Annotated in this window: 22 protein-coding genes; 7 read left to right on the top strand and 15 right to left on the bottom strand. The window is 67.4% G+C overall.

What is annotated here, in order from left to right; genetic code table 11:
• Nucleotides 1-13 precede the first annotated feature (13 nt).
• Nucleotides 14-412, top strand: coding sequence for an OsmC family protein (locus JAB4_RS19430; RefSeq protein WP_070224653.1), 399 nt, complete (start codon nucleotides 14-16; stop codon nucleotides 410-412).
• Nucleotides 409-1,296: a pirin family protein gene (locus tag JAB4_RS19425; RefSeq protein ID WP_070224654.1), complete on the top strand. Its 888-nt coding sequence runs from the start codon at nucleotides 409-411 to the stop codon at nucleotides 1,294-1,296. Before JAB4_RS19430 ends, JAB4_RS19425 begins: the two co-directional genes overlap by 4 nt.
• A 6-nt stretch (nucleotides 1,297-1,302) precedes the next feature.
• Here JAB4_RS19425 and JAB4_RS19420 read toward each other — a convergent pair whose 3' ends face one another.
• From JAB4_RS19420 to JAB4_RS19395, 6 genes are all read right to left on the bottom strand, one after another.
• On the bottom strand, nucleotides 1,303-3,786 hold the full coding sequence (locus tag JAB4_RS19420) for a TonB-dependent receptor (RefSeq protein ID WP_070224655.1): 2,484 nt from the start codon (nucleotides 3,784-3,786) through the stop codon (nucleotides 1,303-1,305).
• A 114-nt stretch (nucleotides 3,787-3,900) separates the two neighbouring features.
• The gene (locus JAB4_RS19415) at nucleotides 3,901-4,869 is read right to left on the bottom strand and encodes a FecR domain-containing protein (protein ID WP_070224666.1); all 969 of its coding nucleotides are present in this window, start codon (nucleotides 4,867-4,869) and stop codon (nucleotides 3,901-3,903) included.
• A complete protein-coding gene (locus JAB4_RS19410; protein ID WP_070224656.1) occupies nucleotides 4,869-5,387 on the bottom strand; it encodes a sigma-70 family RNA polymerase sigma factor in 519 nt (172 codons plus the stop codon). The genes JAB4_RS19415 and JAB4_RS19410 overlap by 1 nt, the downstream gene beginning before the upstream one ends.
• Before the next feature lie 109 nt (nucleotides 5,388-5,496).
• Nucleotides 5,497-6,096, bottom strand: coding sequence for a metal-dependent hydrolase (locus tag JAB4_RS19405; protein WP_070224657.1), 600 nt, complete (start codon nucleotides 6,094-6,096; stop codon nucleotides 5,497-5,499).
• Nucleotides 6,097-6,494: 398 nt separating this feature from the next.
• A complete protein-coding gene (locus JAB4_RS19400; protein ID WP_227741998.1) occupies nucleotides 6,495-8,108 on the bottom strand; it encodes an FHA domain-containing protein in 1,614 nt (537 codons plus the stop codon).
• 227 nt (nucleotides 8,109-8,335) lie between these two features.
• Nucleotides 8,336-9,187, bottom strand: a complete 852-nt coding sequence (locus JAB4_RS19395) for a class I SAM-dependent methyltransferase (protein WP_070224658.1) — start codon at nucleotides 9,185-9,187, stop codon at nucleotides 8,336-8,338.
• A 163-nt stretch (nucleotides 9,188-9,350) separates the two neighbouring features.
• Between JAB4_RS19395 and JAB4_RS19390 the strand changes: the two genes are divergently transcribed.
• On the top strand, nucleotides 9,351-9,770 hold the full coding sequence (locus tag JAB4_RS19390) for a DUF2177 family protein (RefSeq protein ID WP_070224668.1): 420 nt from the start codon (nucleotides 9,351-9,353) through the stop codon (nucleotides 9,768-9,770).
• On the opposite strand, the gene JAB4_RS19385 is transcribed toward JAB4_RS19390, so the two are convergent.
• The 3 genes from JAB4_RS19385 to JAB4_RS19375 all read right to left on the bottom strand — a co-directional run bounded on the left by JAB4_RS19385 (nucleotide 9,751) and on the right by JAB4_RS19375 (nucleotide 11,948).
• Nucleotides 9,751-10,701: a protein phosphatase 2C domain-containing protein gene (locus JAB4_RS19385; RefSeq protein WP_070224659.1), complete on the bottom strand. Its 951-nt coding sequence runs from the start codon at nucleotides 10,699-10,701 to the stop codon at nucleotides 9,751-9,753. The genes JAB4_RS19390 and JAB4_RS19385 overlap by 20 nt on opposite strands.
• Nucleotides 10,702-10,844: 143 nt before the next feature.
• Nucleotides 10,845-11,297 carry a glycine zipper domain-containing protein gene (locus JAB4_RS19380; protein ID WP_070224660.1) on the bottom strand — a complete coding sequence of 151 codons (453 nt, stop codon included), beginning with the start codon at nucleotides 11,295-11,297 and terminating at the stop codon, nucleotides 10,845-10,847.
• Between the two features lie 120 nt (nucleotides 11,298-11,417).
• Nucleotides 11,418-11,948 carry a GNAT family protein gene (locus JAB4_RS19375; protein ID WP_070224661.1) on the bottom strand — a complete coding sequence of 177 codons (531 nt, stop codon included), beginning with the start codon at nucleotides 11,946-11,948 and terminating at the stop codon, nucleotides 11,418-11,420.
• Between the two features lie 175 nt (nucleotides 11,949-12,123).
• Between JAB4_RS19375 and JAB4_RS19370 the strand changes: the two genes are divergently transcribed.
• Together JAB4_RS19370 and JAB4_RS19365 are read left to right on the top strand one after the other, a co-directional pair.
• Nucleotides 12,124-13,572, top strand: coding sequence for a M20/M25/M40 family metallo-hydrolase (locus JAB4_RS19370; protein WP_070224662.1), 1,449 nt, complete (start codon nucleotides 12,124-12,126; stop codon nucleotides 13,570-13,572).
• Nucleotides 13,573-13,578: 6 nt separating this feature from the next.
• On the top strand, nucleotides 13,579-14,484 hold the full coding sequence (locus tag JAB4_RS19365; RefSeq protein ID WP_070224663.1) for a LysR family transcriptional regulator: 906 nt from the start codon (nucleotides 13,579-13,581) through the stop codon (nucleotides 14,482-14,484).
• Here the strand turns inward: JAB4_RS19365 and JAB4_RS19360 are convergent.
• From JAB4_RS19360 to JAB4_RS19340, 6 genes are all read right to left on the bottom strand, one after another.
• Nucleotides 14,471-15,934 (bottom strand): TolC family protein, encoded by a 1,464-nt coding sequence (locus JAB4_RS19360; RefSeq protein ID WP_070308590.1) that lies wholly within the window; start codon nucleotides 15,932-15,934, stop codon nucleotides 14,471-14,473. The two genes, JAB4_RS19365 and JAB4_RS19360, sit on opposite strands and share 14 nt — an antisense overlap.
• On the bottom strand, nucleotides 15,931-17,763 hold the full coding sequence (locus JAB4_RS30965) for an efflux RND transporter permease subunit (RefSeq protein ID WP_254670444.1): 1,833 nt from the start codon (nucleotides 17,761-17,763) through the stop codon (nucleotides 15,931-15,933). The genes JAB4_RS19360 and JAB4_RS30965 overlap by 4 nt, the downstream gene beginning before the upstream one ends.
• Nucleotides 17,760-19,076 (bottom strand): efflux RND transporter permease subunit, encoded by a 1,317-nt coding sequence (locus tag JAB4_RS30960; protein WP_254670446.1) that lies wholly within the window; start codon nucleotides 19,074-19,076, stop codon nucleotides 17,760-17,762. Before JAB4_RS30960 ends, JAB4_RS30965 begins: the two co-directional genes overlap by 4 nt.
• 9 nt (nucleotides 19,077-19,085) lie before the next feature.
• Nucleotides 19,086-20,222: an efflux RND transporter periplasmic adaptor subunit gene (locus JAB4_RS19350; RefSeq protein ID WP_083287461.1), complete on the bottom strand. Its 1,137-nt coding sequence runs from the start codon at nucleotides 20,220-20,222 to the stop codon at nucleotides 19,086-19,088.
• Nucleotides 20,219-22,438 (bottom strand): serine O-acetyltransferase EpsC, encoded by a 2,220-nt coding sequence (epsC, locus tag JAB4_RS31060; protein ID WP_083294031.1) that lies wholly within the window; start codon nucleotides 22,436-22,438, stop codon nucleotides 20,219-20,221. The genes JAB4_RS19350 and epsC overlap by 4 nt, the downstream gene beginning before the upstream one ends.
• Before the next feature lie 460 nt (nucleotides 22,439-22,898).
• Nucleotides 22,899-23,756 carry an MBL fold metallo-hydrolase gene (locus JAB4_RS19340; RefSeq protein WP_070220958.1) on the bottom strand — a complete coding sequence of 286 codons (858 nt, stop codon included), beginning with the start codon at nucleotides 23,754-23,756 and terminating at the stop codon, nucleotides 22,899-22,901.
• Between the two features lie 178 nt (nucleotides 23,757-23,934).
• Between JAB4_RS19340 and JAB4_RS19335 the strand changes: the two genes are divergently transcribed.
• Both JAB4_RS19335 and JAB4_RS19330 read left to right on the top strand, forming a co-directional pair.
• Nucleotides 23,935-24,171 (top strand): hypothetical protein, encoded by a 237-nt coding sequence (locus tag JAB4_RS19335; RefSeq protein WP_070220955.1) that lies wholly within the window; start codon nucleotides 23,935-23,937, stop codon nucleotides 24,169-24,171.
• Between the two features lie 124 nt (nucleotides 24,172-24,295).
• Nucleotides 24,296-24,544: a hypothetical protein gene (locus JAB4_RS19330; RefSeq protein WP_034751890.1), complete on the top strand. Its 249-nt coding sequence runs from the start codon at nucleotides 24,296-24,298 to the stop codon at nucleotides 24,542-24,544.
• Nucleotides 24,545-24,860: the final 316 nt, after the last annotated feature.

The raw sequence follows: 24,860 nt of genomic DNA, 5'->3' as shown, positions 1-24,860 counted from the left end.
ACCAAGGAACGCCATGACCATCAAAGCCATCCGCGACCAGTCGCAACCCATGCGCCACATCGTGCACGTGCGCGATCACATCATTTCCGCCGACGCCTCGGTGGAGGAGGGCGGCGGCGACGCCGGCCCTTCGCCGCACGACTTGTACGATGCGGCCCTGTCGGCCTGCAAGGCGCTCACCGTCGTCTGGTACGCCAGACACAAGGGCATCGCGCTGGAACACGTGGAAGTGTCGACCGAGCGCGATGCCAGCGACGAGCGCAAGGGCGTGTACCGCCTGGCCGCCACCCTGCACCTGACGGGCGAACTGACGGATGCGCAGCGCCAGGAATTGCTGGCCGTGGCCGGCAAATGCCCGATCCACAAGCTGATGACGGCCGTCACCACGGAAATCACGACGGTGCTGGCATGAGCGCGGCCATCCTGAAAAGCCACGAGAAGGACTTGGGCGGCGGCTTCATCGTGCGGCGCCTGCTGCCTTCCGCAGTAAAACAGGCCGTCGGCCCCTTCATCTTCTTCGACCATTTCGGCCCCATCGATGTGGCGCCCGACGCCAACCACGACGTGCGCCCGCATCCGCATATCGGCCTGGCCACCGTCACTTATCTGTTCGAGGGCGCGATCGACCACCGCGACAGCATCGGCTCCTGCCAGCGCATCGAACCGGGCGCCATCAACTGGATGACGGCCGGGCGCGGCATCGTGCATTCGGAGCGCACGCCGCACGACCTGGCCGGGCAGCCGCACCGCACGCACGGCTTGCAGCTGTGGGCCGCGCTGCCAAAGGCGCACGAGGAAGATGCGCCGAGTTTCACGCACACGCCGCAGGCCGACATTCCCGTCGTGACGCTCGATGGCGCCGTCGTGAAAGTCCTCATTGGCACGGCGTTTGGCCAGACTTCGCCCGTGCGCACCTACATGCCCACGCTGTACCTGGACGTGGCGCTGCAGGCGGGGCGCGAGTTGCGGCTGGAGGACTTGCCGGCGGAAGCGGCGATCTATCCGATCAGCGGGGAGGTGCTGGTCGACGGCGTGGCGCTGCTGCCACACACCATGGCCTTGCTGCAAGCGGGCGCCGTGCCCGTGGTGACGGCAGGCGGCGGCCCGGTGCAGTTCGTCGTGATCGGCGGCGAACCGCTGGACGGCCACCGCTACCTGTTCTGGAATTTCGTCTCGTCGAGCAAGGAGCGCCTGTCGCAGGCGGCCGACGACTGGAGCGCCCAGCGCATGGGACAAGTGCCGGGCGAGACGGAATTCATCCCGTTGCCGAAGGCGCCATTGCGTCCTCCGGCATAAGCTGGCTTAGAAGCGCGCGCGCAAGGTCAGTTGCGCCTTGCGCGGCTCGCCATAGAAATTGCCCCAGGCCGGCGCGCCCACCGTCTGGTAGTAGCGCTTGTCGAGCAAGTTCGTCACGGACAGCGATGCCGTCCAGTTGCGGTCGATCTGGTACGCGGCGCGCGCGCTCCACAAGGCATACGCGCCTTGCGCCACGGTCACGTCGCGCGTGACGCGCGAGCTCTCCGTCTGGAAGTTCACGCCGCCGCCCACGCTCCACTGCTGCAAGGCGCCGGGCAGGCGGTAGTCGCTCCACGCGCGCAGCATGTGGCGCGGCGAGTAGGTGCTGGCGAACATCACGCCCGCGTTCGACGTCTGCTCCAGGTACTTGAAATTGTTCAGCGTGTAGCCGGCGAACAGCTGCCAGCCCGGCGCCACTTCGCCGCTGATTTCCGCATCGAGGCCTTCGCTGCGCACCTTGCCCGTCGAGAAATAGCACTCCGTGCCGCTGGAGCAGGTATTGGCCAGGTCGAGTTCCGCGCGGTTGCGCTGCTCGATGCGGAACAGCGCCAGCGAGGTGTTCACCTTGCCGTCGAACAGTTCACCCTTGACGCCCACTTCCAGGTTGCGGCCCTTGAGCGGGTCGAGCAGGGCGCCATCGGCCGTGCGCTGGTTTTGCGGCTGGAAGATGTCGGAGACGCTGGCGTAGCCGGACCAGCGCTTGTCGAATGCGTAGATCACGCCGCCATACGGCGTGACGACGCCGTTTTCGCGGTACGGGTCGATGTACACCTCGCCCGTGTCGCGGTACACGCTGCTCCATTTGTAGTTCGACACGCGGGCGCCCGCCACCACGGTGAGCGGATCGCTGACGCTGAAACGGGCCACGCCGTAGGCGCCCGTCTGCGTCATTTTTGTTACGCTGGGGTCGCCCCGGTAGCTGTGTTCGCGGAACCAGGCGTCGCTCGGTTCGGCCACGCCGTGATTCGGCTGCAGCGGATTGTTCGCTTGCTGCAGCAGGGCCAGACTGAAATCGCTGTCGCTTTCCAGGCGGTTCGTGCTGATGCCGGCGCTGAAGCCGTGGCGGCGGCCAAAGGCGTTGAATTTGCCGTCGAGCGACAGGTCGAGGCCCTTGTTGGTGCTGCCGTAGTCGAACACGCCGCCATACATCATCATGCCGGCCAGGGTGGCGGGGTCGATCGCGCCCTGGCTGAACATGTATTTCACGTCATGCCGCTCGCGCGTGTAGTTGGCGCTGGCCTTGAGCGACCAGTCGGCGTCGAAGTGGTGCTCGAATTCGGCGAAGACGGCCGTCTGGCGGCTAGCCCAGCGGTTCCAGTCGGCACCGAGGAAAGTCTCGCGGGGCAGTTTCGGATCGCTGCCGTCGCGGTAGCGCGGCATGCCGGAAAAGAAGGGCGTCGCGTGCAGTTTTTCGTAGCTGGCGCCCGTCGTCAGCTTGCTGCCCGGCGCCAGGTCGAATTCCAGCACGCCGTACAGCACGTCCGTGCGGCTGTCGGCCACGTCATAAAAATAATCGCGCTGGTCATGCGCGGCCACGGCGCGGCCGCGGATGCTGCCCGATTCGTTCAAGGGGCCGGTGACATCGACTTCGCCGCGCACGTCGTTCCAGCGGCCCGCGCTGAGTGCCAGCTGCACCTGCTTTTCCGCCAGCGGACGCTTGCGCACCATGTTGATGGCGGCGCCCGGCGAGCCGGTGCCCTGCAGCAGGCCCGTGGCGCCGCGCACGATCTCCACGCGATCGAGCATGGCCGTATTGCTGGTGAAGCTGTTCGCCTGCGGGTAGTACATGGCGCGGTTGACGCCGTCGAACTGGTACGTGTCGACCATGAAGCCGCGCGAATACACATAGCGCCCGCCCATGGGGCTGTCGTACATGGTGATGCCGGTGGTGTTGGCCAGCACGGCGTCGATGGTGTTGAGGTTCTGGTCATCCATCTTCTGCCGCGTGACGACGCTGACGGACTGGGGAATCTCGCGCAGGGTCTGCACGCCCTTGCCGACGGTGACGGCGCGCGCCGCGTACGAGTTGCTGTGTTCACTGACGGGGTCGCGCTCCATGCTGGCGTTCACGACCACGGGCGCCATGGTCTTTTCCACGCCGGCCGCCGGCGCGGAGGAGGGTGCCGCCTGGCGCAGCACCCAGGCGCCGTTCGGCAGCTGCACCGCTTCCAGGCCGCTGCCGGCCAATACCTGGGCAAAGCCCTGCGCCACATTGTGGCTGCCGTGCACGCCGGGCGAGCGCAGGCCGCGCGTCTGCGCGGGATCGGTCGACAGGCTGACGCCGGCGGCGACGGCAAAATCGTTCAAAGCGGTGGCTAGCGGGCCGGCCGCAATGGCGTAGGCTTGCGGCGCAGCGCTTGAAGCGGCGGCCTGGCCTTGCGCCAGCGCGGGCGCGGCGATAAAGGCGGCGGGGGCGGCGCACGCCATGGCGAGGACGGCCAGGCGGATGGCGCGCGCGGCGGGATGGAGGACGGGGGTGGTCAGCTGCATGCTCGGTCTTTCTGCTCAGGGTAAGGGCTATGGTGGATGAATCGGCTTCTTACCTGTCAAGCCGAAGCAGCGCAGCGAAACACCAACCCCTGGCGCAAAAAAAACTGAAAATAATTAGCTTGAACGGGCCGCCACCGTGGCCCAGTAGCGCGTGAAGTAGGTCACTTGCAGTCCGTGCGAGGCGCACAGGCTTTCCAGCACGGCGTCGATATCGTCGATCCGGTAAGTGCCCGTGACAGGGCGTTTCGCCACGCTTGCGTCACAGGCCAGGCGTCCGCGCCGGTAGCGCGACAGTTCCTGCACCAGCCGTTGCAGGGGCCAGTCTGCCGCCACCAGCATGCCGCGCAGCCAGCTGTCCTGGTGCGCGGGCATGGCCAGCACGGCTTCCAGACCGGTGCCGCCAAAGCGCAGCTGCTGCCCCGCTTCCAGGCGGCGCACGGCATCCGGGCGCGCCGCGCCGCGCACTTCCACGGCGTGTTCGAAGACGCTGACGACGCTGCCACCGTCATCGCAGCGCACGCCGAAGCGCGTGCCCAGCGCGCGGATCACGCCGTGCGGCGTGTCGACGAGGAAGGGGCGCGCATCGGGCGCCGTCGTGATCATGATTTCGCCGTGATGCAGGCGGATGCGGCGGCGCGCGGCGCTGTAATCGACGTCGACGGCGCTGTCCGTATTCATCTCCATGCGCCCGCCATCGGCCAGCGTCACGTGGCGGCGCTGGCCCGGCGCCGTGCGCAAGGACGCCGTCCACGCTTGCCAGGGAGCGGACTGCAAGCCCGCCTGGCCCAACATGATGCCGCCGCCGGCCGCCACCAGCATGGCCAGCACTTTCGCGGCGCTGCGCCGTCGCTGCTGCGCCGCCTGCAGGGCAGGAATTGCCAGCGCCGGCGGTATGATGGCCAGCTGGCCGTCCATGCGCTGCAGCAGCGCCCAGGCCCGGTCATGCTCGGCGCTGGCGTCGCGCCATGCCTGCAGGGCGGCCGGGTCGGCGCTGCCGCACTGGAGTTCCACATGCCAATGGGCGGCGGCGGCCAGCACCTTGCGGGGGATGGGCGCTGACTGCGGGGTGGAAGGGGAAAACATCAGGCGGCCGCCAGCATCAGGCATTCCGTGTAGGCGCGCACCAGGTGCTTTTTCACGGTGGGCAGGGACACGCCGAGGCGCCGGCTGATGTCCACGTAACTCAGTTCTTCGATTTGCGCCAGCAGGAAGATGGCCCGCGTGCGCGCGCCCAGGCGGTCGAGCAGGCGGTCGATGGCGAGCAGGGTTTCGATGATGATGGCGTGCGTTTCGGCGCAGATCGATATCGGCTCGGCTTGCTGGGCCAGCGCTTCCAGGTAGGCCTGTTCCAGCGCCTGGCGCCGGTAGCGGTCGATCAGCAAGCCGCGCGCGATGGTCGCCAGGTAGCCGCGCGGCTCGCGCAGCGGCGCCAGCGGTGCCACCTCGTGCTTGCCCAGCAGGCGTAAAAAAGTGTCCTGCGCCAGGTCGGCCGCCTCGGCGCGGTTGCCCAGCTTGCCGCGCAGCCAGCCATACAGCCAGCCATGGTGTTCGCTGTACAAGGTGCTCAGGTGGCTGGCATGGGTGGGACTGACGGTACTCACTGCGTTCTCCAGGCAAGGGATGGGCTGGGCTGACGGAACGCGGGGTGCCGGCTGGCTGGGCTGTTTGAGAATGATACTCATTATCACATTGCCATGCGGGCGGCGTCAATTACTGTCCGCCACCGAGGCGCCAGCGTTCCTGCCACTGTTGCAGATCCGCCCAGGCTTGCTGCAGGGCAGTAGCGGACCAGCGCAGCAGGCCGTCGAACGCCAGCACGCTGCGCTGCCAGTGGATACCGTCGAAAAACACATGGTCGGCCACGATGGTGGCGGCCAGCCAGGCGGCGATGATGACGATGATGTCGTGGCGGCCGCTTTTCCACCAGCGCAGCGAGTGGCGGCGGAAAATCCACGGCACCCCCAGCGGATTGGGCCAGTCGGCCAGCAGATGCATGATGCCGCCGGCGGCAAAGCCGAACAGGGGCGGCGCCCACAGGTGGTACGGCAATTGCAGATACGTGTAGACGAGCAGGGCGATCCAGGCCAGGCCCCAGTGCGTCCACGTGCGGTGCGTGATCCACAGCTTGTGCGTGCGCGCCCACCAGGCCACTTCCAGCCAGTCCGGCGCCGTGCCGCCCAGCGCCCCCATGACAAAGGCGAGCATGCTCAGCACTTGATAGGGGCCGCCGGCGCCAGCGTGCGCGACGAGGGCCGCGGCGATCACGCCGGCAGCCCAACCGGTCGCATGATGCGCTTTGTTGGAAGCCATAGGAAATGTAAAACGCCGCGCAGGCGCTTTGTGAAATGTCATGGATATTAACTGGATGAATATACAGTACGAAAGGGCGTCGCTGTGGGCTATTTGCGCAATATCTGCTATTAAAGTGTTAAATTGTGTGTCGGGATGGACGTGATGGCGGACTCGGCGCCTGATGCCGGCCGGCCAAGTGTGTTGTGTGGCTGATAATGCATTTGGCGCAGGGCGCGCTATGCTGAAAGCAGTCTTACGTTTTAAGAGGTGTCGCCATGAAAATCCCGCGCGAATTGCAGATTCCCGCCATCGTGTTTACGCTGGAAGCGGTGTTTATTCTGGGCTTGTCGATGATTTTTCTCGTACTGATACCACGCTAGTGCCTTGCGGATAACTGCAGATTTACAACAGTGTTCTTATGCAGTTTGCATGGTGCTATCGCACAGCGCCGCGCCTTCGGTACGGATGATCCAGCATTCCGGATACGGTTCGCTGGCGAAGCGGTTGTGCCGCGCGAAGCCGCTGAGCTTGTCGAGCGGCGTGGCCGGGGCCAGCGCGGTTTCCTTGCCGCTGGCCGTGTCCAGGTGCCAGAAACCGCCGTTGCGGTGGAATAGCAGGGGAAGGCAGCTGGCCTGCGGCGTGGCAAGATGGCTGGCCGGCGTGGGTTGGGTATCGGGCAGCAGCAGGTAAAAACACTCGGCGCGGGCGCCGTGGTCGATGCGGTGCAGAATCACGCCGTGCGCGAGGATGGCCGTGACGCTGAGCACGACGATGCCCTTGATGCTGGCTGACAATTCGATGCGCATGCCCAGGCGCAGGGGCACGGGTTTGTGCTTGCCGGGCCAGACGCCGTCGAGCAGCACGCCGTAGCGCGACACGTCTTCGATTTCAAAGCCTTGCTGGCTGCGCCGGATGATGGCGTGGCGGCCCGAAAGGCGGCGCGTCAAGCCGTTGTTGTCCTGGCCGTCGGGGCTGAAATGGCTGAGCAGCACATCGGCTTCGGGGTCCACCAGCTCGAAGCGTCCCAGCATGCATTCTTCCAGCGCGAACAGGCGGATCTGGCGCTGTTCGCCCGCTTCCGGCGCCGCATTGACGAGGCAGGCAGCCTGGCTCGGGTGCGGATGGCAGTGGCTGGCGGCGGGCAGGTCGACTTCGATCAATTCCTCGTCCCAGGCGATGGTGGTAAAGCCCATGTCGATCTTGCCTTGCGGGGCAGACAAATCCACGTGGGCAATGCCGGCATTGCGCGCCGTGACGTCGAGGTTGCAGCCGTCGCCGCCCGTCACGCGGGCAATCGAGGCGTCGTCGGCCATCACGCGCACGTTCTTGTGCGTGCTGAGGAAAATCTGGTGGATTTCCGTCAGGGTGGCGTCGCGGCGCGGTACGAGGATGACAAACGTGCATACCCATTTCTGCGCCACGGCGCCGTCGACGTGGCTGTGCACTTCGACCTCGATCTGGTATTGCCCGTGCTCCTTGTTACGCGAGGAAAACTCGACAAATACGGGGCGCCAGTCGCCGCGCGTGGTGCGCACGAAATCATGCTGGACGGCGCCGCGCGGGATCAGGTCCGAGCGCAGGCGCAAGGTCAGCTGCGGCGCGCAGGCGGCGCTCATGCCGCGCAATTCCATTTTCAGGGTTTGCCGTCCGCCTGCCGCACGGGGATCGAAGCCGCTGATGTGCAGGTGGGCATGTATCGGCTGGTAGGCGGGCGCAGTGGCGGGTTGTGCGGCGGGCACTGGGGTAAATGCCGGCAGGCTGGCGGGGGACGAGGCTGGCATGGAGCTGGTCAGGCTGGTCACCGCTTGAGCAGCATCGCGTATCACCGCATCGCGCAGCCCGGCATCATGCGCACGGGCGTGCGGAAGCGCCGTTGCCGATGGTTCGGAACGGGCGCTGCGCAGTGCGCTCAACAGGTCGTAGCTGCTGGGGGCATTCGTCGCTTGCGGGTGGTTGCCCGCGCAGACTGTTTCCCCAGGCAAGACCCAGAACGTACAGTGCGGGTGCTCCGGGTTGCTGCATTTTTTCATGACATTCTGACTCGAATCGAGCGGGGACATTGCGCCCTCTGTTCTACATGAGAGCTTACGCGCTTTTGCGCCTGCTTGGCAACTTTCGCGGCGCTCGAATGCGCTCTTTTTGCCCAAATTCATCCCCTTGGTCACAGCTTGTCATGCTTGTTATGGAAACTATTGCTTAAAAACACACTTTATGTCTTTCCGGATATGTTATTTTGATATCGCCAGTCCAGCTGCGTTCAGCTGCGCTGTTTGCTGACGATGACTTCCAGATACTCGCCCGGCACCACCAGCGAGTGAGCGCCCGCTGTATTCAGGCGTTCGAGCAAGGCGAACAGCTCCTGCTCCAGCGCCTCGGCGCCAGGCGCGTCCAGCGCGGCAAAGGCCTTGTGGACGGGGCCGTAAAAATCGCGGAAGACCTGCACCCAGTGGTGGGCGGAGGCGTAGCGGAAATTGAAGACCTTGCGCTGGCTGTGCACCTGCTCGGCCGCCTGGCCGAACAGGTCGCGCACATACGCTTCCTCGCCCCAGCGGGCCGGCGACACCACGCCTGCCGGCGGCGGGACATATTTGCCGATGGTCTTGAAGAGTTGCCCGATAAAGCCGTCCGGGGTCCAGTTGGCCATGCCGATGCGTCCGCCGGGACGCAGCACGCGCAGCATTTCGCTGGCCGCGCGCCGGTGGTCGGGCGTGAACATGACGCCGAAGGTCGACAGGGCCGCGTCGAAACTGGCATCGGCGAAGGGCAGGGCTTCGGCGTCGGCCACGCGGAAGGTCACGGCCAGCCCTTCCGCCTCGGCGCGCGCGCGGCCTTTGTCCAGCAGCGCCGGCACATAATCGGTGGAGACGACGCGGGCAAAGCGGCGCGCCGCCGCCAGGGTGGCGTTGCCGTTGCCGGCGGCGATGTCGATGACGTCTTCGTGGGCGCGGATGTCGGCAGCCTCGGCCAGCGACTCGCCGACCGGCTGCAGGGTCACGCCGATGACGGCGAAGTCGCCGCTGGCCCAGCCTGCTTGCTGGCGCTGCTTGATGGCGGCGTAGTCGGGCGCGCCGGCGGCGCCGGCCTGCGGTGTAGGAAGGGTGTTGCTCATGGCATGCTCCTGTGACGTTGGAGAGATCCTTTCGTCAGACCGCGCGCCATGGGCATGGTTCACTGCCTGCTGTATTTATGCGGGCCAACGTGAGCGTGGCGGCATTTTGCATTATGCTGGCGCAACTGTTGCCCTCAACGCCGCCTGACGCCGAAAGATGACCATGCCTGCCCAACGCCCGTTCCAGCTTGCCATTGCCTATGGCGCCGCCTTGTGCGTATTTCTGGCCATCGACGCCCTGTGGCTGGCGGTGCTGATGAAACCCGTGTACGCCGCGGCGCTGGGCCCTTTGCTGGCGGACACGCCCCGCTGGGCGCCGGCCGTGTTGTTTTATCTGCTGTACGTGGCCGGACTGCTGGTCTTTGCCATCCTGCCCGGCTTGCGCGCGCGCCGCGGACGCACGGCGGCGGCGCTGGGCGCGCTGCTGGGGCTGCTTGCCTACGGCACCTATGATTTGAGCAACTATGCGACCTTGCGCGGCTGGCCGCTGGCCTTGACGGCGATCGACATGGTCTGGGGCGCCGCCTTGTCTGCCTTGTCGGCCACGGCCGGCTACCTGGCCGCTAGCCGCCTGGGACGGTGAATGCCGCATCGAAGCGCAGCGCCACCACGGTAATGTTGTCGCTATACAAGCCTTTTGGCGGATGCAAGAGGAAGTCGTCGAACAGGTCGCTGACGGCCTGAGCCGCAGTCTTGCCGGCACACAAGGCGGGCCAGCGGGCCGTGAGGGCCAGCGGATCCTCGCAGGCCCAGAAACCGTCGCTGGCCAACAGATAGTGGGCGCCGGGACGCACGCGCAGCACGCGGCGGTCGCCCAGGTGCGCCAGGAAAGGCGGCAAGGTGGCCGCATCGAGGCCGCGCAAGGGCTTGTCGAGCTGCAAGCTGTCGCTGATGGCGTTGCCTAAAATGAAGGCCTGCGAGATTTGCGGATGGTGCTCGCCGTGCACGGCGGCGCGCCAGCGCGTCTCGTCGAGCGCGCCGCGCATGGCGTACACGGTGGCCGGCACGTGGTCGACGGTGAGGATGCTGGCAACCCCGTCGGCAATTTCATACAGGCGCGAATCGCCCACGTGATACAGCAGCGGCGCTTCGCCGGGCGGCACTTCCAGCAAGGTCAGGGTGGTGCCGGGCGGGCGGGCCTGAGCTGGCGCCGTCCTGGCGAAGGTATCCTGCAAGCGCGTGTGCAACTGGTCGAGTTTGGCTGCCAGGCTGGCCGTGTCGAGGCAGGCGGGTATGGCCAGCAAGCCTTGCACGGCCGCTTCCGCCGCTTCGCGCCCAAGGCCGTGGCCGCCCATGCCGTCGAGCACGGCGGCACGCACATGGCCGCGCGGCCAGCCCGGCACCTGGCAGTGGAACGGCGCCTGCCGCGACAGGCAGACGGCGTGGCCGCTGGCATCGATCAGCAGGAAGTTGTCCTGGTTCTCGCGCCGGGGCATCGGGCCGGCGCCCACGCTGGTGCCGGCGGCGGCATCGAGCCAGGGGCCAAAGTCGAGCGCGTCTTTAATTAAATGCATCGGTTGGTGCGGTCCAGGCGGCCAGCAATGTTGATCGTAGGACACAGCTTAGCCGAAATCGTGCGGGGGCGATACCTTGCCTGTTTCGCAAAAAAACCTGCGGCAGCAGGCTGGCGCAGGTTTTATATGGTGGCGGGTGTCGCTTAACGGCGATGGCCCCAGCCGTGGCCGTGACCGTGACCGTGACCACGGTCATAGTAGTCGTAGCGGCCATGGTCGCGGTAGTACCCGCGGCCCGGCTGCACGTAGACGACAGCCGGCGGGCCGTAGTAGCGCGGTGGCGGCGCGTAGTACACGGGCTGCGGCGCCGGGGCGTAGTACACCGGTTGCGGCGCAGGCGCGTAATAGGTTTCGCGGTAGCCGCCGCGATAGCCGCCACGGTCGTAGTAGCGGTCATTCGTGCTGATGCTGTTGCCGACGGCGGCGCCCAGCACGCCACCGACGATCGCACCATTGCGTCCGCCGGTGCTGTTGCCAATGGCCGCCCCGACAACGGCGCCTGCAACGGTATTGAAGTCGCGGTCACCGGCGACTGCGGCCGAAGACACAGCCACTGCCGCTACCATTACCGCACCCAGGAGTTTCTTGTTCAACATGGCATTTCCTTCCATTCCGGCGAGATCACAATGATCTGCATGAACTGGACTATATCTGCTGCCGCAAGCTTGTTCCACGTCTAATACAACTTATTACAATCGGGGCGGGGCGGTAACAAGTCAGCGCCGGCGCGCCTGCCATTCTGGACGAAGCAGGCTGTACATTTTGGCGTCGCGCATCACGCCGTTGATAAAGAAAGCCTGGCGTATCAAGCCTTCCTGGGTAAAGCCGTTCTTTTGCGCGATGCGCTCGGAGCCGATGTTCAGCGGGTCCATCAGCAGCTCGAGCCGGTGATACGGATAGGCGCTGAACAGGTAATCGACCACCAGGCGCGTCGCTTCGCTGATGTAGCCGCGCCCGTCCCGCTGCCGGTCGAACAGGCGGTAACCGATTTCGCGAGAGGCTGGCGTGCGGCTCTTGAAGTGCGTGATCGTGCCGATGATGTGCTGTGAGTGATCTTCGATGAGGAACAATTCGCTGTCTTCGGTGACAAAGCCCGATTGCAGGAAGTCGCGCCGCATGGCCTCGGGCGACTTGAATTGCATGGAGAAAAACTCGCCGCGCGAGGGCAGGTCGTTGACGAGGGAAATATAGGTATTCAGGTCGGCAGCCTGCAAATGCCGGATGGTGCAGAGGGTTCCCTTGAGCATGTCGGTTTCCGGTAGCGATCACGAATCTTCATGGTAATCGACTCTGGGGGCAAGAGGCAATCGGTCCCGTAAAAGTTGCTGCAATGACAGAACAAATACGCTATCGTAGACAGCCGCGCCTTGCCCATGGCCACGGCGTACCCGCTTCGACCTCGTTGACTGGAACTGACATCACATGCAAATCATCCTGACTGGCGCGCCATTGCGCCGTTCCGTTTTATCCATCGCCCTTGGCTGCATCGTCAGCGCCGGCGCCTTTGCCGCCGCACCGGGCAATACGCCGCAAGCGCTGGCGCAGGTGCGCGACACGGCGCTGCAAAGCGACTGGGCCTACGCCCGCCTGGCCGACATGACGGATTTGATCGGCCCGCGCCTGTCCGGCTCCGCAGGCGCGGCCGCCGCCGTGCAGCAGGTGGCCGACGCCATGCGCCAGCTGGGCGCCACCGTCACCCTGCAGCCCGTGAAAGTGCCGCACTGGGTGCGCGGCGTGGAAACGGCGGAAATCGTCGACTATGCGGGCCGTCCGCAGGGCGTGTCGCAGCGCGTGGTGCTCACGGCCCTGGGCGGCTCGGGCGCCACTGCGGCCGCCGGCCTGACGGCGCCCGTGATCATCGTCAAGAGCCTGGACGAACTCAAGGCACGCGCGCCGGAAGTGAAGGGCGCCATCGTGCTGATCGACACGCCGTTCGACCAGGAGATGGCCGAACGGGGCCTGGCCGGCGTTACCTACGGCCAGGGTTCGCGCGCGCGCTTCCTCGGGCCGAAGGCGGCGGCCGACCTGGGCGCGGCGGCCGCGCTGGTGCGCTCGGTCGGCGGCGCGAACTTCCGCATCCCGCATGCGGGCGCCACGGGCCTCGATGACAACAAGCGCATTCCGGCCGCCGCCGTCACCGTGGAAGACGCCTTGCTGATCGGCCGCCTGGCCGCGCGCGGGCCCTTGAAAATGCACCTGACCCTGACGCCGCAAAACCTGCCGGAAGCGGACAGCTACAACGTCATCGCCGACTGGCCCGGCACGGACAAGGCTAGCGAAGTGGTGGTGGTCTCGGGCCACCTCGATTCCTGGGACCTGGCGACGGGCGCGCACGACGACGGCGCCGGCGTCGTGGCGGCCATGGGCGTGGTGGAAACCTTGAAAAAGCTCGACTACCGCCCGCGCCGCACCATCCGCGTGATCGCCTGGATGAACGAGGAAAACGGCGGCCGTGGCGGCCAGGCCTACTTCGAGGCCCACAAGCAGGCGCTCGGCAAACAATACGCGGCCATCGAGATGGACAGCGGCGCCGGCCGCCCGTTCGGCATCCTCGCCAGCGTGGGGCCGAAGTCGGAAAAACTGTTCGCGCCGCTGCGCGCTGCCTTGCTGCCGATGGGCGCGCACGCGTTCACGCGCCGCGACGCGCTGGGCACGGGCGACCTGCACCGCCTGGAAACGGGCGGCGTGCCCAGCTTCGAGCCGCTCGTCGACAGCCACAGCTACTTCCACTACCACCATACGCCGGCCGACACCCTGGACAAGGTCGACCCGGATAACCTCAAGCGCAACGTGGCGCTGATGGCGTCGCTGGCCTGGTTCCTGGCCAATATCGATGGCGAGATCGGTCGCGCGCCGGAGCAGGGCGAGTAAGCGCCAATGTCGCTACCCGATCTGAACCTGTTGATCACCCTCGATGTCCTGCTGGCCGAAGGCAGCGTCACGCGCGCGGCGCGGCGCTTGCGTCTGAGTCCCTCTGCCATGAGCCGCGCCCTGGCGCGCCTGCGCGAGACGACCGGCGATCCGCTGCTGGTGCGCGCCGGGCGTGAACTGGTGCCCACGCCGCGCGCGCTGGAGCTGCGCGAACGGGTGGGCCGCCTGCTGGGCGAGGCGCTGGCCGTGCTGGGACCGGTGCAAGCGCTCGATCCGCGCCAGCTGGCGCAGACGTTCACGCTGCGTGCGAGCGACGGCTTCGTGGAAAATTTCGGCCCGGCCCTGCTCGCGCATATCGGCGCGCAGGCGCCCGGCGTGCGCCTGCGCTTCGTGCAAAAGCTCGACCGCGAAAGCGTGCAGCTGCGCGAGGGCAGCATCGACCTGGAAACGGGCGTGATCGGCAGTCTCACCAGCCCGGAAGTGCGCACGCGCAGGCTGTTCGGCGACCGTTTCGTGGGCGTGGTGCGCAGCGGCCATGCGCTGGCGCAAGGAGCGATCAGCGCCGAGCGCTATGCGGCCGGCCAGCACGTGCTGGTGGCGCGGCGCGACCAGGATACGGGACCGATGGACGACGCGCTGGCCGCGCTGGGATTGCAGCGCACGATCGCCAGCATCGTCGGCGGCTTCACGGCGGCGCTGGCGCTGGCCGCCGGCTCCGACCTGATCGCCACCGTGCCGGAACGGCATACGGGCAATCTGCGTGCCGGCATGTTCAGCTTTGCGCTGCCGCTGGGCATGCCGGACCTGACCGTGTCGCTGATGTGGCATCCGCGCATGGATGCCGACCCCGCCCACCGCTGGCTGCGCGGCTGCGTGGTCGACGCCTGCGCGGCGCGGATCAGCGCCGGCTGATGGCGCCGGCAGCGGCCTGCTGCACGGGCCCGTCGAAGCCGCCGGCCATGGCCGTGTAGCCGCGCGCCGTGGCGATGGCCACGTCGCGCTGCGCCGTCACCAGCTGCTCCTGCGCGGCCAGCGCAATGCGTTCCGCTTCGAGCACGCCGAGCAGGCTTTCCGCGCCTTCCTGGTAGCGCACGCGCGCCAGGCGCGCGCTTTCCTGCGCCAGCCGGTGCGCCTCGCGCAGTTCCGCTTGGCGGTTGCGCAATTGCACCCATTGCGCGATGGCGCTGTCGGCTTCTTCCAGTGCCAGCGCCAGCGCCTTGTCGAAGCCGGCCTGCGCGGCCTGCACTTCGGCCCCGGCCGCGCGGGCGCGGGCGCGGCGCGTGCCGCCATCGAACAGCGGCAGGGAAAACGCGGCGCCCGCCTGCCAGCGCGCCGCATCGCCGCCATTCCAGTCGCCGGCCACGCCGGAGGCGCCAAACAGCGCGCCCAGGCTGATGCGCGGGAAGCGTTCGGCGATGGCGGCGCCTTCGCGCGCGCTGGCCGCCGCCAGCGCGCGTTCGGCCGCGCGTACGTCGGGCCGGCGCAGCAGCAGGTGGGCCGGCTCGTCCGTCAACAAGGTTTGCGGCAGCGCCAGCGGCATCGGCTGGTCGAGCGCCGCCAGCTCCGGCGCATCGAGACGCTGCCCGGTGAGCGTCGCCAGCCGGTTGCGCGCCAGGCGTTCTTCGGCGTTCAGGCTGGGCAGGCGGGCGCTGGCCAGGCGCATCTGCGCCTCGGCGCGCATGCGCTCGGCCGGCGCGGCGCGGCCCGCGTTCTCGCGCTCGCGCACCAGTTGCAGGGTGCCGGACTGGTTCGACAGCTGTTCCTGCAGGCTGGCGCGCATCTGCTGCGCGCCGCGCAGCACCAGGTAGGCGTCGACCACCTGCGCCAGGATCAGGCGCCGCACATCGTCGCGCACGGCGGCGCGCTCGTCCGCCGATGCCTCGGCAGCGGTGATGCTGTGGCGTACGCGGCCGAACAGGTCGAGCTCCCAGCTGAAGACGGCGTTCCACTGCACCGGCGAGGCGATGTGCGGCTGGCCGCCGCGGCTCTCGATCGCCGCCAGGCGCGCGCGTCCGGCCTGGGCGTCGAGATCCACCGCCGGCAGGCGGGCGCCGCGCGCGGCCTGCGCGAACTCGCGGGCGCTGGCCAGGCGCGCGGCGGCGATGCGCACGTCGTAATTGTCTTGCCAGGCGCGCTTGACCAGCTGCTCCAGGCTGGCATCGCCCAGTGCTTGCCACCACAGCGCCGGCGGCGCGCCGGCCTGCAGTTCCGGGCCGCCTGCCGAGGGCAGGACCGGCAGCTGTGCCGGCTCGAGCGCCCGCGTCGCCGTGGGCGTGCCGGCGCTGCAGCCGGCCAGGGCCAGCATGGCCGCCGCCAGCAGCGGCGCGGAGTGGCGCGTGTTCAGGTGTGTCATGCGGCTCATGCGGCTTCTCCCAGCGCGACCGTGTGCGTGGCCGGCGCCGCGCGGCGGCGGCTCAGCAAGGTGAAAAACAAGGGTGTGAACAACAGGCCCGACAAGGTCACGCCCAGCATGCCGGCGAAGACGGCCGTGCCCATCGACTGGCGCATTTCCGCGCCCGCACCGGAAGACAGCATCAGCGGTATCGCACCCAGCAGGAAAGCCAGCGACGTCATCAGGATGGGACGCAAGCGCGTGCGGGCGGCGGCGATGGCCGCTGCGCGCGCATCGGCGCCGGCCGCCATCGCCTGGCGCGCGAATTCGACGATCAGGATGGCGTTCTTGGCGGCCAGGCCGATCAGCACCACGATGCTGATCTGCGTCAGCACGTTGTTGTCCAGGCCGCGCCACGACACGCCGATCAGCGTGGCCAGCACGCAGCTGGGCACGATCAGCACGACGGACAGGGGCAGCAGCCAGCTTTCAAACAGGGCCGCCAGCAGCAGATACACGAGCAGCACGGCCAGGCCCAGCACCATGCCGGTGCTGGCGCCCGCGTGTTTTTCCTGCAGCGCCAGTTCCGTCCACTCGTAGTCGAAGCCGGCCGGCAGGCGCGCCTTGAGCAGTTCTTCCATCGCGGCGATGGTCTGCCCCGTCGAGTAGCCGGGCCTGGTGCTGCCCTGGATTTCGGCGGCGGGATACAGGTTGTAGCGCGGCACGCGGAACGGTGCCGTGCCTTCGCTGAAGGTGGCCACGCTGCCCAGCGGGACCATGTCGCCGCTGGCGGTGCGCGTCTTGAGTGCGGCCAGGTCGGCCACGCTGCGCCGGTAGGGCGCGTCCGCCTGCGCGGTGACGCGCCAGACCCGGCCCATCAGGTTCATGTCGTTGACAAACACGGGTGCCAGGTAGCTTTGCAGGGTCTCGTTGATGCGCAGCGGCGGCACGCCCAGGTATTCGGCCCTGGTGCTGTCCAGTTCAACCTTGATCTGCGGGCTCATGGCGTTGAACGGCGTGAAGGCGCCCGTCACCGAGGGCAGTTTCCCCGCTTCCTCGACGATGCCGCGCGCGGCCGCCTGCAAGGCTTGCGGTCCCAGGCCGCCCGTGTCGCGCAGCATCAGCTTGAAGCCGCCGCCGGTGCCGATGCCGCGCACGGAAGGCGGCGGTATCACCATCACGCGCGCCGCGCTGATGGGCGCCAGCTTGCCGCGCAGGGCGCCCAGCATGGCCGGCCCGTCCAGGCCACTGCTGGCGCGCGCGCCGAAGTCCTTGAACATGGTGAAGATGACGGCCGTGTTGGGCGCCGACGTAAACGTGGCGCCGTCGGTGCCGACGAAGGCGGCCGTGTGGGCCACGCCGGGGTGGCTCATCAGGCGTGCCGTGGCGTCCTGCACCACTGCGCTGGTGCGCGCCAGGGTCGAGCCGGCCGGCAGCTGGATCGAGACGATGGCATAGCCGCGGTCCAGCTGCGGCACGAAGCCGCGCGGCGTCGCGTCCAGGCGCCACAGGGTCAGGCCCGCCAGCACGAGGTACACGGGCAGCATCAGCCAGCGCCGCGAGAGGATACGCCCGGTCAGTTGCACGTAGCCGCCCGTCAGGCGGGAAAAGCCGCGGTTGAAGATGGCCATCCAGCGCGCGCCCAGGCTGTTGGCATCGTGCTGCGGCTTGAGCAGCAGCGCGGCCAGGGCCGGCGACAGCGTCAGCGAGACCAGTGCCGAGATCACGGTGGAGGCGGCGATGGTGACGGCGAACTGGCGGTAGAACATGCCGGAGATGCCATCGATGAAGGCCGTTGGCACGAACACGGCCACCAGCACCAGCGCGATGGCGACCAGCGCGAAGCCCACCTCGTTCATGCTGCGCTGCGCTGCGCCGCGGCGACGGGGCTCATGCCGTCCTCCATGTGGCGCTCGACGTTTTCCACCACCACGATGGCGTCATCGACGACGATGCCGATCGCCAGCACCAGGCCGAACAGCGACAGCGTATTGAGGGAATAGCCCATCGCGGCCAGCACCGTGAAGGTGCCGACCAGGGACACGGGAATGGCCAGGATGGGAATGATGGCGGCGCGCCACGAGCCGAGGAACAGCAGCATGGCCAGGCACACCAGCAGTGCCGCCTCGAAGATGGTGTCGCGCACCTTGTCGATCGAGGAACGGATGAATTCGGTCGGATTGTAGTAGGCATGGTAGGCGACGTCCTGCGGGAAATCGGCTTCCATTTTGGCCAGCAGCGCCAGCACGCGGTCGCCGGTGGCCAGCGCGTTCGAGCCGGGCAGCAGGCTGATGCTCAGCGCGATGGCCGTGCGGTTGTCGACGAAGCCGCTTTCCGCGTAATCCTGCGCGCCCATCTCGACGCGCGCCACGTCGCGCAGGCGCACCACGCCGCCGTCGGCATGGGCGGCGACGATGATGGCCTCGAATTCGGCCACGTCGCGCAAGCGGCTTTGCGCCTGCACCTGCATCTGGTAGGCGCCATCGCTGCCGCCGGGCGGCTGGTTCAATACCCCGGCGGCGACCTGCGAGTTGGCTTGCCGTACCGCCGCGATCACTTCCGGCGCGCTCAGGCCCAGCGAGGCCACGCGCGCCGGATCGAGCCAGATGCGCATCGAGAAGTCGCGTGCGCCGCGCGTGTAGATGTCGCCGACGCCTTCGATGCGGGCCAGCTGGTCCTTGACGGCGGTGCCGATGAAGTTGGAGATGTACTGCTGGTCGCGCGTGCCTTTCGGCGAATCGAACAGCACTACCATCAGCTGGTCGGGCGAGGCCTTCTTGACGGCCAGACCCAGCCGGCGCACGGCGTCGGGCAGGCGCGCTTCGGCCACCGCCACGCGGTTCTGCACCAGCGACTGCGCCTGTTCGATGTTGCTGCCCGGCTTGAACACCACGCTGATGGTCAGCTTGCCGTCGCCCACCGATTGCGAGGACATGTAGAGCATGCCGTCGACGCCGTTGATTTCCTGTTCGATCGGCGCGGCGACCGTATCGGCGATTTCCTGCGCCGAGGCGCCAGGATAGCTGACCTTCACCGTCACCGTGGGCGGCACGATCTCGGGAAACTCCGAGATCGGCAGGCGCATGGCCGACACCGCGCCCACCAGGGTGATGAGGATCGACAGCACGATGGCAAACACGGGACGGCGGATGAAAAATTGGGAAAAACGCATGGCAGCTCCTTATGCGCCGCTGGCGCGGAGAGCGGCCACCAGGACCTGGTCGCCCGGGCGCACCTTGGCCACGCCGGAGACGATGACCCGCTCCTGCGGTCCGAGGCCGGACAGCACGATCTGCTTGTCGCCCTGCAGGCCGCCCAGTTCCAGCTTGCGCGGCGCCACCTTGCCCGCCGCGTCCACGACGAACACCATCTTTTTGTTCTGGTCGCTGAGGATGGCGGCGTCGGGCACCAGCAGGCGCTCTTGCGCCGCGCCGACGGGAATGCGCACGCGCGCAAAGCTGCCCGGCATGACGGCGCGGTCGGCGTTGGCCAGGCTGGCGCGCAGGCGCACCGTGCCCGAGCGGGCGCTGATCTCGTTGTCGACAAAATCGACGCTGGCATCCTGGGCGGGACCGCCGCCGTCGAGCGCCAGCTGCACCTTGGACGGCAGCCTGCTGTGCTGGCGCAGGCGCTGGAAATCCGCTTCCGACAGGTCGACCGTGGCGCGCACGGGGCTGTGCGCGACGATGGTGGTCAGCACGCCGCTTTGCGCGGCGCCGCCGGCCACGTAGTTGCCGACATCGACGCGGCGGTCCGACACGGTGCCGGCGATGGGCGCGCGCATGGTGGTGAAGGACAGTTCCAGCTCGGCACTGCGCAATTCCGCCTGGCTCAGCATGACGGCCGCCTGCGCGCCTTCCAGCTCGCCGCGCGCCCGTTCCAGCTCCTCGGTGCTGGCCGCGCCCGTCTGCTGCAGCCGGCTGCTGTGCTCGAACTGGGCCGTGGCCAGCTTGCTGCGCGCATGGGCCTGGGCCAGGCTGGCCCGGGCGCGGTCGCGCGCCGCCGCGAAGGGACGCGGGTCGATGACGAACAGCGCATCGCCGACCTTGACCTGCTGGCCGTCGCGAAACGCGATTTGCTGCAAGTAGCCCGATACGCGCGAGCGCACTTCCACGCGCTGCGACGGTTCGATGCGGCCCGTGTAGTCGAGGCTTGCCTGCACCATCGACGTTTCCGGCAGCGCCACGGAAACGGTCGGCTTGGGCGGCGGGCTCCCGGGCGCGGCCTGGGAACGGCCGCAGCCGGATAAAGTGGCGCTGCAGGCCAGGGCCAGCAGCAGTGGGAAGGGCAGGGACGGGATCGGACGGGGGCGCATCATGCGGGGTCTCCAGAAGGCGTAGGGGGCTTGGCCAGGGCGCGGCCGAGCGCGAAAATGGCCAGCGCGGCGAGTATCAGCGCGCTGGCGACGGCAAAGGTGGCGTGCATGCCACGGATCATGGCGGCTGGCCGGGCGCCGGCGATATCGCCAGCGCCGGCGGCGAAGACGGCGCCCATCACGGAGGCGCCCGTGACGAGGCCCAGATTGCGCGACAGATTGAGCATGCCGGAAATGAGGCCGCGCTGGTCGGGCACGATGTCGCCCATCACGGCCGTATTGTTGGCCGCCTGGAACAGCGCGTAGCTGGCCGTGAGCAGCATGATCGGCGCGACGTAGCCGGGGATGCCCAGGCTGGCCGGCAGCAGGGACAGCACCAAGCAGGCGGCGGCCGCGCCGCACAGGCCCGCGCCGCCCATGCGCTGCGCGCCGTAGCGGTCCACCAGCCAGCCGGACGGCACGCCGCAGAACGCCGCCACCAGCGGCCCGGCCGCCAGCACCATGCCGGTGACGGCCGTGCCCAGGCCCAGGCCGCGCGCCAGGTAGAACGGACCGACCACCAGGGTCGACATCATGACCGTCGATACGAGCATGCTGGTCGCCAGGCCGGCGCTGAGCACGGGCGCGCGCAGCATGGCCAGGCGTATCAGCGGCGCCGGCGCCTTCAGTTCGACGCGGACGAACAGGGCGCCGCCCACGCAGGCGGCCAGCAGCAGGGCTGCGTTGCGCATGCCGAAATGGCCGCGCCCCAGGGTCATGGCCAGCGCGTACGCGGCCAGGGTCAGCGCCAGCAGCAAGGTGCCGCGGTGGTCGAACACGGGCCGCCTGGCGTGCGCGCCGCCCCGGTCAGCCGGCAGGAAGCGCCAGACCATCAGCAGCGCCACGCCCGCCAGCGGCACGTTGACGAGGAAGATGGATTGCCAGCCGAAGCGGGCGATCAGCAGGCCCCCCAGCGCGGGCCCGAGCGTGGTGCCGACGGCCGACATGGTACCGAGCAGGCCCATGGCGCTGCCCGTCTGCGCCTTGGGCACGGTGCTGCCGACAAAGGCCATGGTCAGCGCCATCATGACGGACGCGCCCAGGCCCTGCAGGGCGCGCGCGGCGACCAGCAGCCACAGGGTGGGCGCCAGGGCGCACAGGATGGAAGCGGCGGCGAACAGGGCGATGCCGGCCAGCAGCAGGCGGCGCCGGCCGAGCATGTCGCCGAGGCGGCCCACGCTGACGATCAGCGCGGTGATGGCCAGCAGGTAGGCCAGCACGATCCATTGCACGTCCTGGAACGGCGCATGCAGGGCCCTGGCCATGTCGGGCAGGGCCACGTTGGCGATGCTGGTGCCCAGCGCGGGCAGCAGCATCGACAGGGACAGGCTGGCAAGGGCGCCGCGCACGGGCATGGTGGCGGTGCCGGCCGGGGTGGCCTGCTGGCTTGGAGGTAGGGGTTTTGACGGCGAATTCATAAGGTGGCTTGTCCATCCAATAAGAGTGATTCCATGGTAACGAGGGATTTGGCATGGCGGAAGACGCATCATTTGCACTATATTGTTGCGTTTGACGCCATGTCTGGTGCGTGGGCGGCGCTGCAGCATCTGGCCCATCTCGAAGGCGGGCGGGCTGTCGGCCAGGTGGCAGCGGACGATGCGCCCGGGAATGCCGGCCACCGTGCAATGGGCGGGCACGTCCTGCAGGATCACGCTGCCGGCTGCCGCCTTGCTCATGGTGCCGATTTCGATGTTGCCGAGGATATTGGCGCCCGCGCCCAGCATCACGCCCGAGCGTGTCTTCGGATGGCGGTCGCCATGCTCCTTGCCGGTGCCGCCCAGGGTGACGTTCTGCAGGATGGAGACGTTGTCGTCGACTGCGGCCGTTTCGCCGATGACGATGCCGCTGCCCTGATCGAGCATGATGCCCGCGCCGATGCGCGCGGCCGGATGGATGTCGATGCCGAAGATGCCGGCCGCATGGCTGGACAGGGCAAAGGCGGCCTCGCTGCGGCCCGCCGTCCACAGATGGTGCGCCATGCGGCAGGTTTGCAGCGCGTGAAAACCCTTCAGGTTCAGCCGCGCGTGCAAGCTGTCGGGGCAGGCGGGATCGCGCTGCGCGATGGCCGCAAGGTCGGCCGTGATGCTGGCCAGGATGGGCGGCTGCGTGCTTGGATTGTCCTCGAACAGGGGCCGCAGCACGGCCGGGCGCATATCGCGCGCGCCCAGGCGCTGTGCCAAGATGGCGGCAGCCCGGCGGGGCTGTCGTGCGGCAGTATCAGCTTGGCGAGCTGCTGCGCCATGCCGCGCACCTGCGTCCACACGCCGGGAATGTCGTCGGACTGGCTGGCTGCGGCGGCATCGATGCGGCGCAAGGGCGGCGCAGGCGGCAGGGGGCTGGCATAGGTCAAGTAAGTCATCGTGGTGCCTGTCCAGGCAAAGGAAGGGGGAAAGTGGAGCGCATGGCAACAGGGCCGGCGCCGGCTGGCAAGTGCCCGGGCTCCCGGAAGGCAGGGCCAGGCAATTGCGGATACACGATAAGCCGCCACGAAGGACGAAGCAAATCGTAAATACTGAGCGTGCGGCTCACGATTCCTGATGCTTGGGGAGGCAGCGGCGCATGCGCGCTGGCGCGCGGGCAGGCGGCGCCAGGGGAGGTGCGATGAGGCGGGAGGGAGGGGCGGAGCGTGGCCCCGCGAAATTACAGCGCGTTGAGCGGAATCTTCAGGTAGCGCACGCCATTGTCTTCCGGCTCGGGCAGCTTGCCCGCGTTGATGTTGACCTGGATGGCGGGCAGGATCAGGGTCGGCATGTCGAGGGTGGCGTCGCGGCCCGTGCGCATGGCCACGAATTGTTCTTCCGTGATGCCGTCGCGCAAATGGATGTTGCTTGCGCGCTGTTCCGCCACCGTCACTTCCCAGCGCGGCGCGCGGCCGTTGGGCGGGTAGTCGTGGCACATGAACAGCCGCGTCTGCGGCGGCAGCGCCAGCAAGCGCTGCACGGAGCGGTACAGCAGGGTAGCGGAACCGCCGGGGAAGTCGCAGCGGGCCGAGCCTACGTCCGGCATGAACAAGGTGTCGCCCACGAAAACGGCGTCGCCGATCTGGTACGCCAGGTCGGCCGGCGTGTGGCCGGGCACGTGCAGGGCGCGTACTTCCAGTTTTCCGATATGAAACACCTGGTCGGGCGCGAACAGCTGGTCGAACTGCGAGCCGTCGGCCCTGGCGCCGTCCTGGTGGTAGACGGCGGCGAAGGCCTGCTGCACCGTCTGGATGGCGGCGCCGATGGCCACGTCGCCGCCCAGCTGCTGTTGCAGGTAGGGCGCGGCGGAAAGATGATCGGCGTGCGCATGGGTTTCCAGCAGCCAACGGCACTGCAAGCCGTGTTCGCGCACGAAGGTGATCACCTTGTCGGCCGAGGCGGTTGAAGTGCGGCCCGCCTTCGGGTCGTAATCGAGCACGGAATCGATGATGGCGCAGTCCCGTCCATCCGCTTCGTAGACAACGTAGGTGACGGTGGCGGTGGTCGGGTCGAAGAAAGCTTGGATTTGTGGAGTCATCGCGGCGGCAAGGGACGGGCAAGGGAATGGCATTATATCGCCAGAGTTCGCTAAAAAAATGCTGCAAATTGACATTTGACATGCGAAAAACAGATAAGCGGGCATGCATGCCTCCGTCGCAGCCGTGCGCACGCTCGCGCTTGCAGCATGGTAACCTCATTCTTCCAAGGAGGAATTCATGAACGATATCACTGCACGCAGCGAACAGTACCGCGGTTTTACGATTTCCGTGACCCCGCAAAAGGATAACGACGATTTATGGGATTTTACCTACCGCCTGCAGCGCGACGGTGAGCCGGAAGCGCAGGCGATCACGCGCAGCCGTACCCTGGGCGGCTACGCGGCGCCCGAGACCGCTTGCACGGCGGGCCTGGAAGTGGCCAGGACGGAAGTGGATAATCTGCTGCGTCCTTGAGCCAGCGTAAATCGTTTAGCCTGAAAGTCGGCCTGACCGCGCGCCGGCGCGTGAAACACGTCGCTAGCGGTGCCGCTTCATGCTACGATTTCCAGTATTGAGTCAGTCACCAAGGAGGCACCCCATGAATAGCAGTTCTAAAATTCACTATAAAGGCTGGGAAATCGTTCCCCTGGCCGTGCCCACCACCGATGGCAAATGGTCGGCCAGCTGCGACATTGAACGCGCCACGGCGGAAGGCCTGGAGGTGTTCGAAGGCTCGACCATGCAATTCGTGCGCGACGACGAGGAGGGCGCCATTGCCGCCGCCTGCGAAGAAGCCGTGCGCCAGATCGACAACATCATCGCCAATCCGCTGGTGCGGCTGGCCTAGTCCTTGAATTTCCAGCAAACCTGCAGCCGGCGCCCGCCGGCTGTTTTTTTATGCGCGTCGCCGGTGGCAGTCTCATATGTTTCATGTTTCAATGTTTCAAATGGAATGATTGAAACATATTTGAAACATCATTGGCCTGAATCGTGACATCGCTGTTCCCTGGCGTGACAACGCGTGCAGCGCCGATGCGTGGCCATTTCCCTGGTTTTCACTGTGCCGTGGTGCATTTTCCGCGCGAGCGCATGGTGCTGGCACGGCATTTGCAATATCAATGTTCATAGCCACTCCGTGAAACATTCGGGACCGTCCGAAACCC

Origin of the sequence: Janthinobacterium sp. HH102 (assembly GCF_001758625.2) — a bacterium.
In the GTDB taxonomy this organism is placed as follows: domain Bacteria; phylum Pseudomonadota; class Gammaproteobacteria; order Burkholderiales; family Burkholderiaceae_D; genus Janthinobacterium.
The sequence above is the reverse complement of the archived record's forward strand: the minus strand, read 5'-3'. Positions and strand labels throughout refer to the sequence as shown.

Coding starts and splice junctions, on each gene's coding strand:
- JAB4_RS19390 (WP_070224668.1), top strand. CDS start 9,351: ATGCCTGCCCAACGCCCGTTCCAGCTTGCCATTGCCTATGGCGCCGCC.
- JAB4_RS30960 (WP_254670446.1), bottom strand. CDS start 19,076: ATGCGTTTTTCCCAATTTTTCATCCGCCGTCCCGTGTTTGCCATCGTG.
- JAB4_RS19350 (WP_083287461.1), bottom strand. CDS start 20,222: ATGATGCGCCCCCGTCCGATCCCGTCCCTGCCCTTCCCACTGCTGCTG.
- JAB4_RS19365 (WP_070224663.1), top strand. CDS start 13,579: ATGTCGCTACCCGATCTGAACCTGTTGATCACCCTCGATGTCCTGCTG.
- JAB4_RS19415 (WP_070224666.1), bottom strand. CDS start 4,869: ATGTTTTCCCCTTCCACCCCGCAGTCAGCGCCCATCCCCCGCAAGGTG.
- JAB4_RS19330 (WP_034751890.1), top strand. CDS start 24,296: ATGAATAGCAGTTCTAAAATTCACTATAAAGGCTGGGAAATCGTTCCC.
- JAB4_RS19425 (WP_070224654.1), top strand. CDS start 409: ATGAGCGCGGCCATCCTGAAAAGCCACGAGAAGGACTTGGGCGGCGGC.
- JAB4_RS19370 (WP_070224662.1), top strand. CDS start 12,124: ATGCAAATCATCCTGACTGGCGCGCCATTGCGCCGTTCCGTTTTATCC.
- JAB4_RS19360 (WP_070308590.1), bottom strand. CDS start 15,934: ATGAGCCGCATGACACACCTGAACACGCGCCACTCCGCGCCGCTGCTG.
- JAB4_RS19340 (WP_070220958.1), bottom strand. CDS start 23,756: ATGACTCCACAAATCCAAGCTTTCTTCGACCCGACCACCGCCACCGTC.
- JAB4_RS19420 (WP_070224655.1), bottom strand. CDS start 3,786: ATGCAGCTGACCACCCCCGTCCTCCATCCCGCCGCGCGCGCCATCCGC.
- JAB4_RS19335 (WP_070220955.1), top strand. CDS start 23,935: ATGAACGATATCACTGCACGCAGCGAACAGTACCGCGGTTTTACGATT.
- JAB4_RS19385 (WP_070224659.1), bottom strand. CDS start 10,701: ATGCATTTAATTAAAGACGCGCTCGACTTTGGCCCCTGGCTCGATGCC.
- JAB4_RS19405 (WP_070224657.1), bottom strand. CDS start 6,096: ATGGCTTCCAACAAAGCGCATCATGCGACCGGTTGGGCTGCCGGCGTG.
- JAB4_RS19395 (WP_070224658.1), bottom strand. CDS start 9,187: ATGAGCAACACCCTTCCTACACCGCAGGCCGGCGCCGCCGGCGCGCCC.
- JAB4_RS30965 (WP_254670444.1), bottom strand. CDS start 17,763: ATGAACGAGGTGGGCTTCGCGCTGGTCGCCATCGCGCTGGTGCTGGTG.
- JAB4_RS19375 (WP_070224661.1), bottom strand. CDS start 11,948: ATGCTCAAGGGAACCCTCTGCACCATCCGGCATTTGCAGGCTGCCGAC.
- JAB4_RS19380 (WP_070224660.1), bottom strand. CDS start 11,297: ATGTTGAACAAGAAACTCCTGGGTGCGGTAATGGTAGCGGCAGTGGCT.
- JAB4_RS19400 (WP_227741998.1), bottom strand. CDS start 8,108: ATGAAAAAATGCAGCAACCCGGAGCACCCGCACTGTACGTTCTGGGTC.
- JAB4_RS19430 (WP_070224653.1), top strand. CDS start 14: ATGACCATCAAAGCCATCCGCGACCAGTCGCAACCCATGCGCCACATC.